The 7,132-nt window shown below is 51.1% G+C and carries 5 protein-coding genes; 2 read left to right on the forward strand and 3 right to left on the reverse strand.

The window, feature by feature from the left end:
• Positions 1–25 precede the first annotated feature (25 nt).
• The 3 genes from Q0277_RS01005 to Q0277_RS01015 all read right to left on the reverse strand — a co-directional run bounded on the left by Q0277_RS01005 (position 26) and on the right by Q0277_RS01015 (position 4,751).
• On the reverse strand, positions 26–1,147 hold the full coding sequence (locus tag Q0277_RS01005; protein WP_297994630.1) for a DNA adenine methylase: 1,122 nt from the start codon (positions 1,145–1,147) through the stop codon (positions 26–28).
• Positions 1,148–2,761 (reverse strand): anthranilate phosphoribosyltransferase, encoded by a 1,614-nt coding sequence (gene trpD, locus Q0277_RS01010; protein WP_297994633.1) that lies wholly within the window; start codon positions 2,759–2,761, stop codon positions 1,148–1,150.
• Between the two features lie 313 nt (positions 2,762–3,074).
• Positions 3,075–4,751: an anthranilate synthase component I family protein gene (locus tag Q0277_RS01015; RefSeq protein ID WP_297994636.1), complete on the reverse strand. Its 1,677-nt coding sequence runs from the start codon at positions 4,749–4,751 to the stop codon at positions 3,075–3,077.
• A gap of 127 nt (positions 4,752–4,878) precedes the next feature.
• On the opposite strand from Q0277_RS01015, the gene yaaA reads away from it, so the two are divergent.
• Both yaaA and Q0277_RS01025 read left to right on the forward strand, forming a co-directional pair.
• Positions 4,879–5,610 (forward strand): peroxide stress protein YaaA, encoded by a 732-nt coding sequence (gene yaaA / locus Q0277_RS01020; protein WP_297994639.1) that lies wholly within the window; start codon positions 4,879–4,881, stop codon positions 5,608–5,610.
• An 883-nt stretch (positions 5,611–6,493) separates the two neighbouring features.
• The coding region (locus Q0277_RS01025) for a sulfite exporter TauE/SafE family protein (protein WP_297994642.1) at positions 6,494–7,132 on the forward strand (639 nt) is incomplete at its 3' end.

Here is a 7,132-nt window from a genome sequence, read left to right on the forward strand (position 1 = left end):
GCTTTTGATGCCGCAAATTTTAATCTTACTTCTGTACGACATATAAAAATTCCGTCACGTAAAGCTCGCGCGCGCTTAAATTTCTGCTCGCGCGGTAGGTCGGATAGCGGATCTCTATCGTGCGCACGGAGCCGATGTGCGCGAGGTTTTTTAAAAATTCCGCCTTCGAGATAAAGCCCTCGGAATTAAAAGAGATTATTAAAAATTTCGCCGGAAATTCCGCCAGCAGCGCAAAAAATTCCTCCGCAGCGTTTGATTTTTTATTATATGCCGAGCGGTTCCAGTCTGCGGGGATCCCAGAGACCCTGCTAAGCTCGGCGACATTTGGGCTCTTACCCTCGTTTATAAAATCCGTGATCAAATTTAGCATAAAATAGTTCGAGCCGTAGGGGTGCTGATTGTAGGGCGGGTCGAAATACGCGACGTCAAGCTGCGAAAAGCGCTCGCGCGCGCTCTGTGCAAAGCGCGCGGCATCCTCTTGGAAGACCGCGCTTTCGCAGGCGAAATTTGAAAGCACGGGCAGGCGCAAAGAAATCTCGCCCATTATGCGAGCTAGCGCGTTTTCGCCGCTGCCGCCGAACTTGCCCACGCCCGCTTTGTCCTTGTAAAAGCCCTTAAAAACGCCGCCCGTGTTTGAGTGAATGCTCGCCTCGCTAAGTAGCGGCGCTGTAAAAAAATCGCGAAACCGCTGCGGGATTTTGCTAATCTGCTCGCAAAGCCCGCCCAAAATCAGGGCGTTTCGGCGCGTGTAAAAAGCGCGCTCGCCCGCCTTGATATCCCGGTCGTCCTTCGGCGCGTACAGCTCGCTAAAAAAACTCTCAAGCGGCGTAAAATTTCTTAAAATTTCAGCGTGCAGCTCGCTCAAGTCTCGCCACAGCTCGTCGCTGAAATTTGAAAGATAGCAGGAGTTTATCGCGCGCGAGTAGCCCTCCAGGTCGTTTGCGATCACGAGGTTTGAGTGCGCTTTGGCCATGCGTGCGACGATGCCGCTGCCGCTAAAGACGTCTGCGAAGCTGATCTTGTCCCGCCCAAGCTCCGTCTTAATCTCGCGGATCGCCCGCTCTATCGGCGCTAGCAGCGAGCGCTTGTTGCCCAGATAGCTGATGAGCTGCTCGCTTAAAAACTCCCTCTTTTCGCCGCTAGCCATCTAAGCTCTCGTCCCTACGTAGTTTTCGTAAAATTCCCATGTTTTGCCCGATCCGATCGCCTCTAAAATGAGTGGCTTAGCCTCCGCAGGGCTTGACACGACATCCGCGCAGTATAGCGCAAACATCGCATTTAGCACGACGATGTCAAATTTCGGTCCGCCAAGCTCGCCTTTTAAAATTTGCTTTAAAGTTTCGGCGTTAGCCTCGCCGTCGCCGCCCTCTATATCGCCGTGAAATGCGCGTTTAAAGCCGAACTGCTCAGGATTTACGCGGTATTCTAAAATTTTGCCGTCCTTGACCTCGTGGATTAGCGTCTCATCGCACAGGCTGATCTCGTCCATACCGTCCATTCCGTGCACTACCAAAGCGTGCTTGCGCCCCAAAATCATCAGAGTTTCGGCGATGAGCCCGTTTACTTCCTCCAGATAATTGCCCACGATCTGATTGCTGAGGCTTAAATTTGGATTTAAAAGCGGCCCCATTATATTAAAGACGGTGCCGATTTTTAGGCGGTTGCGAACCTCTTTAACCTCGGCGGTGATCTTGTGAAAAAACGGCGCGTGAAAAAACGCCAGCCCCGTGCGATCTAGCAGCGCTCTAATCTGCGCCAGATCGCTAAGTAGCGGCACGCCTAGAGCGTCCAGCGCATCGGAGCTGCCCGATCTGCTAGTAATCGCGCGGTTGCCGTGCTTGGCGACGCGCACGCCGAAGCTTGCCGCGATAAAGGCCACGGTCGTAGAGATATTAATCGTCTTTAGCCTATCGCCGCCGGTGCCTACGATGTCAAACATCGGGCTCGGATCGTCGTAGGTTATCGAGTATTTTAAGATACTGCGCACGAGCGCCGTGAGACTGCTTGGATAGAGCGATTTTTCGCTAATCAGCACGAGCAGCCCAGCAAGTTGCACGATGTCGTAATCCTGCTCGTAAAGCGCCTTGCAAATGACCGCGTAATCGTCGCTGTCTAACGGGAAGCCCTTTTGTAGCTTCAACATAAACGGGGCGAAATTTACCACGAGTTTCTCCTTTAAAATTATCTTTTTGCCGTAATTGATGAAATTTTCGATGATCTTTTTGCCGTATTGGGTAAAAAAGCTCTCGGGATGAAATTGAATGCCGAAAACCGGCTTACTTCGGTGCTTCATCGCCATTATAATGCCGTCGTTTTCGCTCTTTGCTAAAATTTCAAACTCGCGCGGCAGCGTAGCTTCATCCACATAAAGCGAGTGGTAGCGCATCACTTCAAATTTACGCGGCAGCCCGCTAAAAAGCACGCCATCTGCGTAAATTTCGATCGACGAGCTCTTGCCGTGTAGCGGCACCTCAAGCTGCTTTATCTCCGCACCCGCCGCGTATCCGATCGCCTGATGCCCAAGGCACACGCCCAAAATCGGCACATCCAAATCCGCGCACAAAATATCCAGGCAGACGCCGCTGTCTTTTGGGTGATTTGGTCCGGGGCTTAGGATTATGTGCGACGGGGCAAGCTCGCGCACCTGCTGCAGCGTTATCTCGTCGTTGCGGAAGTAGCGCACCTCCTCACCCGTGAGCTCCAAAATGTATTGATAAATATTAAAAACGAAGCTGTCGTAATTATCTATCATTAAAATCAAAATTTTATCCTTTTTAGGGCGTTTACGCCTCTTTAAAATTATAAATAGTTTAAATTTAACCGCTTTGCGGCGGCTAAATTTAGCGCCGTTTTAGCGCCTCTTGCGTGCTAAATTTAAAATTTAGCACGCGGCTGCGGCATTACTACATCAGCTGCGACGTTACGCTACTTTGCAGCCGATATGTATCTCGGCTTTGCGGCGCCGAATGAAGCTCGCCGTTAAATTTAACGTCTTAGCAGCGATACGCTTTAAATTTAGCCGAATCAAACTCGCACCGAAAAGCGGCGCGCCCGGCTAGCTAAATTTAAAGGGTCTAAACTTCCTCGCATAGCTCCTCGATCGCCTTGAGCGGGCTTTTGCGCTTTTTGCAGATCTCTGCGTATTCGCTCTTTGGCGAGCTGTCGTAAACTATACCCGCGCCCGCGCCGATAAATACGAGATTGTTTAGCCCTTCGTAGCCGAAATTCTCCGCGCTAAATTTAGCGACCTCAAACCGCATCGCGCGGCTAAAGCTCGGCTTGCTCTCTAAATTTAGTGCCTCGCCGCCTGCGCGAGCTAAATTTTGCGACTCGCCACTGCCCTTTTGCGTCGCGACACCGCAAAACTCCGTCGTCTCAGGATTTTCACCGCTGCAAAGCTCCGTCGCTTCGGACTTCCCCTCGCCGCAAGCAGAGTTTAAATTTAAGTTGGAATTTCGCTTAGAGTTCTCGTCCGAGCAGGAATTTTGCGCGTCGCGATTTACGAAGATCGCCGAGCGGATCAAGATCGCCTGCATCACGTCGCCGTTAAAGCGCCAAAACCCGATTCCGCCGCCGTATATGCCGCGCTCGTAGCGCTCCAGCTCGTTTATGATCTGCATCGCGCGGATCTTCGGGCTACCGCTTAGCGTGCCCGCAGGAAAGATCGTGCTAAGCACCTCAAACGCGCTTACCCCGCGCGGCTTACTGCCGTAAACCTCGCTTACGATGTGCATCACGCTTTCGTAGCGCACGACGCGCATCGCGTTTTGCACCCGTACCGAGGCGGGCTCGGCAAATTTGCCGATGTCGTTGCGAGCTAGATCTATCAGCATCCGATGCTCCGCAAGCTCCTTTTCGTCGCTTAAAAGCTCGCGCTCGAGCGCTGCGTCGGCTTCGGCATTCGCGCCTCTGCTGCGGGTGCCCGCGATGGGAGCTACGAAAATTTCGTCCTTTTTGATCTCCATAATGAGCTCGGGGCTGGAGCCCGCGACGCAGCCGTACGGCGTCGGGAAGTGAAACATATAGGGGCTAGGATTGTTCTTTTTGAGTCGCTCGTAAAACTCCAAGCTGCCGAGATTCGTACCGACTTCTAAAATTTCGCCCAGCACGACCTGAAACACGTCGCCGCTTTTTATCTTTTCTTTTGCGGCTTCGACCATCGCGCTAAAATGCGACTCCTCGGCGCCTAGATCGGTTAAAATTTTAAATTTAAGCTCTTTTTTCTTAGGCTCAGACTTCGCCGCGGCTTGCGATTTCGATCCGCCTTTTATAGCGGCGTCCGCTCTTGCAGCACTCTGGGACGCAGCTACTGTTTCGACGGCGGCCTGTTGTGAAGCCTGCGGGCTAAGCCCGCGCAGGTTTTCGTAAATTTGGGCATCTTTGCCGTAAAAATCGTAAATTTTGCTGATTTTATCGTAGTGCAGGTAGTTTGTGGCATCGGCGTAAAAAAACGGCGGGAAGTCATACAGCGCCTGCTTCGGTGCGCCGATATTTTCGAACGCGCGCACGATGTCGTAGCCCAAAACGCCGAAAAGCCCGGCAAAGCTCGCGTTTTTAAACTCGCTCGCGCCCTCTTTTGCGCCCTTTACCTCATCAAATTTAAGCCTCAAAGCCTCAAAACTCATCTTAAATCCGTCGAAATAATCGCAATCGATGCCGATGATGACCTGCCTGTCGTCCTCTGCGAGGTAGCTTTGCGGATGCGTCTTTAAAATTTCGCGGTAGTAAAAAAGCGGCTCTTCTAAAAGCATTTTCGTCCTTGGAATTTTTAGCGCCATTATACGCTGCTTAGCTTAAATTTGAGCGGGTGGCGCGAGCCTGGGCGGGCTTGAATGCAAGCAAAATTTTAGTAAAATGAGCAAATTTTAAGGAGAGCGTATGAAAATTTTATTTTCCCCAAGCGAGATGAAAAGCGAGCTGGGCGGCGACGCGCGCATTTGCGAGCGAAATTTCATCTTTGCAGATCTTTACGAAAAGCGCCTGCAGATGCTGCGCGCCTACGCAGATTTCGTGGATAAAGCGAGCGAGGCGGAGCTTTGCAAGCTTTTCGGGCTGAAAAAATGGGATGCCTCTTTGCGCGAAAATATCTTTGAAAAAGGCTGCGCGAAGGCGCTTTTGCGCTACACCGGCACCGCGTATCGCGCTTTAGGCTACGCGTCGCTAAGCCCTGGCGCGCAGGAGTTTGCGGAGCGAAACACGATAATTTTTTCAAACCTTTTCGGCCCCGTGCTGGGCGGCGACGCGCTGCCGAACTACAAACTCAAGCAAGGCGAGAGATTCGGCGGTATAGACGCGGTAAAATTTTATCGCGACAGCTTCTCCGCCGCGCTAGATCGGTATCTGGCGGATGAATGCGTCGTGGATCTGCGCGCGGGATTTTACGAAAAATTTTATGAGATGAAGCACGAATATTTGAGTTTTAGTTTCATCAAAGGCGGCAAGGTGCTGAGCCACTACGCCAAGGCTTGGCGCGGCAAGGTGTTACGCGAAATCGCACAGGCCTGCGCTTGCAGCGAGGCTGAGGTGCTTGCGCTGCGCTTGGGCGGCGCTTCCGTGCTCGAGATCAAACAGATCGGGCTAAAAAAAGAGATCGTGCTGGAAATTTCATAAGGCGCGAAAACCGCTCGGAGAAATTTACGATAAAGTTTGCGGATTTAACGCGAATTTTTGCGTAAATTTAGCTCGGAAAATTTGCCGTGAGTTCAAATCCCGCCCCATCCAAAGCGATTTTACCCGGAGAAATTTGCGGGCGAAATTTTATCGTGAGGATTTTGCGGCGGCGGCTTTTTGGTCTTTGAGCAGGCTTTTGGCTGCCTTAAACGAGCTTTTGGCGGCGAAATTTCGTCGTAAATTTTGCAAAAAATTCGCGTTCTTTGCGTCTGCGCGCTCCGCATAAAATTTTACGGCGATATTGTTGTGACTTTGCGGCGATTTTGAGCTGGTTTTGCAGCGATTTTTTAGAATTTAAAACGTGGAAAATTTGCCGTAGAATTTTGACTGAAATTTTACCGTGCGGAATTTTGCCGTATGAAATTTCGCCGCGATAAAATCCTGTCGAAAATTTAATCGCGGCAAAGATACGGCGCTGCCATCTGAACGTAAAATTTTATCTCAAATTTACGCTGAGCCGCAGTCTGGGTGCAGAATTTTAAAATCCGCTGCCAAGCCGCAATACGAACAAACGCAGGCGGGCTAATTTGCATAAAATTTCAAGCCGAAATTCCACACCTTAAAATTCCGTAAATTTTAAAATTTTGCAAATCGTGCGCTGAAATTTTGAGCTAAAATCTCGCTTGCAAACTTTCAAGCCAAGCCGACTCCAGATAAAATTTCAAACCAAAATTTGGGGCATAAATTTCAAACCGAAATCCCGCGATCAAAATCCCTCGCCTCAAAATCCCGCAAATCCCGCTCTCAAAGCCAAAATTCCGCAAATTTAGCGAGCTTTAAATTTTAAAGCTATAAACTTCGCTTCAAATTTCAAGGATTATAAATGTTAGAACTCCCCTTTGTCGGCGTCGTCGTGGGCTTCATATCGGGCTTTTTCGGTATCGGTGGCGGCACGGTCGTAATGCCCGTGATGATGGCTCTGGGATACGACGTCAAGACCGCCGCGGGCATCTCGGTGATGCAGATGTTCATCGTCTCGCTTTTCGGCTCATATCTGAACTACCGCGCGGGCAGACTCCGCCTAGATAGCGGTATCGCGGTGGGGCTCGGAGGGCTGTGCGGCGCGAGCATATCGGGCTTCATAGTAAAATACTCCCCAGAAATCGTGCTTGAGATCGGTCTTTTGCTGACGCTCGCCATCTCCTTTCTCAAGCTCTTTCGCACGAACGTAGCAAGCGGCGGCAACGCCGATCCCCACGGCGCGGTGCTATTTTTCATCGGCTTTGCTATCGGCGCGATCGCGCTTAGCATGGGCGTGGGCGGCGCGGTATTTCTGACGCCCGTATTGGTCGGATTTTTGGGCGTAGATATCAAAAGAGCGGTCTGCATGGGGCTATTTTTCATCGTTTTCGGCTCATTTAGCGCGCTTTTGAGCCTTTCGTACAACGGCCACGTGGACTACGAACGCGGCGCGCTGCTAGCCGTGGGCGGGCTTTTGGGCGTATATTTCGGCACCTCTCAG

Origin of the sequence: uncultured Campylobacter sp. (assembly GCF_938030815.1) — a bacterium.
Classification (GTDB): Bacteria; Campylobacterota; Campylobacteria; order Campylobacterales; family Campylobacteraceae; genus Campylobacter_B.